Source organism: Asanoa sp. NPDC049475, from assembly GCF_040676915.1.
Lineage (GTDB): Bacteria > Actinomycetota > Actinomycetes > Mycobacteriales > Micromonosporaceae > Asanoa.
In genome coordinates, this window is sequence record NZ_JBFAPY010000021.1 from 1 (window position 1) to 3,112 (window position 3,112).

Below are 3,112 nucleotides of genomic sequence, written 5' to 3' on the forward strand. Positions count from 1 at the left end.
CTGCCTCAGCACAATCAACGCGTCATCCACGTCCGCACTTTGGCACTCGGGTACGACATCCCAACTGTCAAACTATTTCAGACACGCGACACTAGACGCTGGCCGCTTCGCGGACAGCGTCTAGGTGGGCATTCGTCATTCCTGTTCCGGGGGCGACCCCCGGAGACCCCACGGTTCGGTGGGCGCGGTCCGCGGGTTCGGGCGCGAGGTCGGGCCCGAGGTGACCGTTGAGCCCGACCCCCCGGCCGACGTTGTGGCCTTTGGCCGCCTGGGCGGCTCTGGGCGCGGTCGAATTCGTTGACGAAGAGATCGCGGTCCACGCGTGCCCGCGGCCGTGGGTTCAAGCCCCACCACCTCCACAAATTTGCTTCTCCGGGGTTCTTCGCGGCTGCCGCTGTCGACGGCCCGTCGCTGACCAACGCGATCGGCCAAGCCATCCAGGGTGCGATCCTCTTCCTCATCGCGGCCATCCGACTCGGCCGCGTGGCGAGGGGAAGGTGACCTCGGAAGACGGCGGACCAGCCCACCGCGCGTAAGCCCACCGGATCGAAGCCGCCCCGGTAATAGACGGCCAGATCCCAGTTACTGTCGGGCGCATGGGTGCCTTCCGCGTGGGGACCCGCCGCGAGTCACGGCCTGGACGGCCGGCAACGCGGCGGGCCGGTCGGCGACAACGCCGGAGGAACGCTTGTCGCGCGCGTTCATATGTTCAGCGGGCCCCCGTTACGCAAGGCGTCGTCCTTGATCGCAATGAGATTCGCGGAGACGTACGGGATGTTGTTCTTCTGGTGCCATTCGCTCGGGAAGTAGGTGACCAACCGCGACGCCTGGAATCGGCATTTGATTTGCGGCACGAACCGAGAGTAGTTGGCGTCCGTGAAGTACCAGAACGAGTTTTCGTTGTAGAACGCCACATGCGTCGGATCCTGGTAAGCGCCTCGACCGTCGGTGCTGGGCGTCAGCGACAACAGCATCCCGTTCGGTGCGAGCAGCCGGTACAACTCATTGAACAGTGCGATTTTGTCCGGAATGTGTTCCAGAAAATCCACGGCCCGTATGACCCCGACGCTGTTATCCGGCAGATCGACGCCCTTCGTCACATCGCAAACCATGTCGACGCCCGCCCCGTCGTGGCAGTCCAGACCGAGATAACCTTCCGGCTTGTTGTGGGCCGCACCCAGATCGAGCGCCAGGAGTCCCTGCCGCCGTGACCAGGCCAGCACGTTATGTTGGATGTTCCGGTCGTAGATTTCCACCGTACGCTGCTGGATACGGGCGTTGAAATCCGGATTGCGTTGCGTGTTCTTGGCATGCATGCGCTGCAGGTACAGGCATTTCTGAATGTGATGGAACTCGCTCACCTGGTACATCCGAGCCATAAGATCGGCGTCGTCCGCGACGTCGAGCGACTCGTCGTATCCGCCAACCTTCTCGTAGATCTCCCGGCGGAAGGCTCGCACGTGGTTCGGTGCGTACCAGATGTAGCTCACATTGTGCGGCGTCGGCGGCAACGCCCGGCAGACCAGCACCTCACGGCCGTCCACCTTCTCGTCGTAGTGCTGCCAGCCGAAGGAGCTCGCGAAACGGTCCTCACAACGGCCGCCGTCCTCCTGGATCTGCGCGGTGTCGCTGTAGACGAACCCCACATCCGGATTGGCGTCGAAGGCGTCGACGATTTCCTGCAGACAGTCGCTGCTGAGCAGATCGTCGTCGTCAAGCTCGACCAGGATGTCCCCGGCAGCCTTGGCGCAGGCGTACCCCTTCACGGCGCCAATGCCGTTCAGGTTGTCCTGGACAATGAGTCGGATCCGATCGTCTTTCCGCTCGGGCCGCCAACGAGATCCCTGGTTGAGAATGACCACCCATTCCCAGTCCGTGAAAGTCTGTGCGACCAGCGATCGGAAACATTCGTCGATGAAGCGGGTGCGGTTGCTCCCTGTGAAGACCGTTACGCGCGGTGTATTCATGAACGAATCACCTATCCGTCGACGCCGAGGACCGAGTGGATTTCACGGCGCGGTGCTCCGCCGGAACGGCCGAGGCGAGCCCTTTGTCCAGCCGGATAGCCGCGTCGAAGGCGTCCCGCGCTTCCGCGTCGTCACCGGACTTGGACAGCAGTATGCCTAGTCGGAGGTAGGCGGTTGACGACTTGTTGTCGATCGACACGACCTTGCGGTAGATGTCCATTGACGTCGTAGGGGCCGTGCTTTCCAGTGCAATGGCCTTGTTGTAAAGGGCCGGCTTGTAGTTGGCGTCGGCCTCCAACGCCTTGTTGTAGTAGCTGACCGCCTCGTCGGCCTGGTTGCGCGACTGGGCGATGAAGCCCAGATTGAACCAGGCGAACTTGTTGTTGGCCTCGGCGGCCACCACCTTCTCGAAGGTGGTCTTCGCCGCGTCGAAGTCACCTGCCTGGCCCTGCTCGACACCGAGCTTCAGCAGGTCCGCCGGCGCCGTTCCGCCCTTGGCGTTGTGGCTGTTGCCGGCGTTGCTCGTCTGCGGCTTTTCGGCAGGCTTCTCGCTGCATGCCGCGACTCCGGTCAGCAGGACCGCACCACAGGCGAGTGACCCGAATATCTGACGCATGCTCATTTCTCCTCCTCCGCGGTAACGGGGCGGTCCGAGTTGCTGTTCGGCCGGTTGGCCTTCCTGCTGTTTCCCGTCGCGTGGTCCGACGGGTGGGCCGGCGCCCGGCCCGGCGTGTTGGCCGCCGCCCGGCCCGGTGTGTTGGCCGGAGCCGTTAACGCGACCGGTGCGGTGAGGGAGATGCAGGACACCCAGATGTCGGCACCGCCGCCGGTAAAGGTGAACTGGTAGCCACTGGTCGAGAGCGGCTGAATCAGCACTGGGTTGACGCCCGCGCCCGAGAGTTGATATCCGGTTCCGACAGCAATGTCGCCGGGCTCGCATCCGAAATCAACGGGGGTGTCCGCTATCACGGTTAGCGGGCCCTGAATGTAGGCAGCCTGGATGCCGTTGCCCGGCACTCCCTGCGGGCCCTGGGCGCCCGTGTCGCCCTGTGGTCCCTGTACGCCTTGCAAGCCGGGTTCACCTTGGGCGCCTTGGGGACCTTGGGTGCCGATGTCGCCCTGCGCACCTTGAGCGCCTTGAGCGC

2 protein-coding genes and 1 pseudogene are annotated in these 3,112 nt (G+C 63.9%); all 3 read right to left on the reverse strand.

Annotated elements, in window-relative coordinates:
• Nucleotides 1–701 precede the first annotated feature (701 nt).
• The gene (locus AB0J88_RS39910; RefSeq protein ID WP_364362211.1) at nt 702–1,967 is read right to left on the reverse strand and encodes a glycosyltransferase; all 1,266 of its coding nucleotides are present in this window, start codon (nt 1,965–1,967) and stop codon (nt 702–704) included.
• Nucleotides 1,968–1,974: 7 nt separating this feature from the next.
• Nucleotides 1,975–2,589 (reverse strand): tetratricopeptide repeat protein, encoded by a 615-nt coding sequence (locus tag AB0J88_RS39915; RefSeq protein ID WP_364362210.1) that lies wholly within the window; start codon nt 2,587–2,589, stop codon nt 1,975–1,977.
• A pseudogene (locus AB0J88_RS39920) lies at nt 2,586–3,112 on the reverse strand (hypothetical protein); the annotation flags it as partial. The pseudogene AB0J88_RS39920 and the gene AB0J88_RS39915, both read right to left, overlap by 4 nt.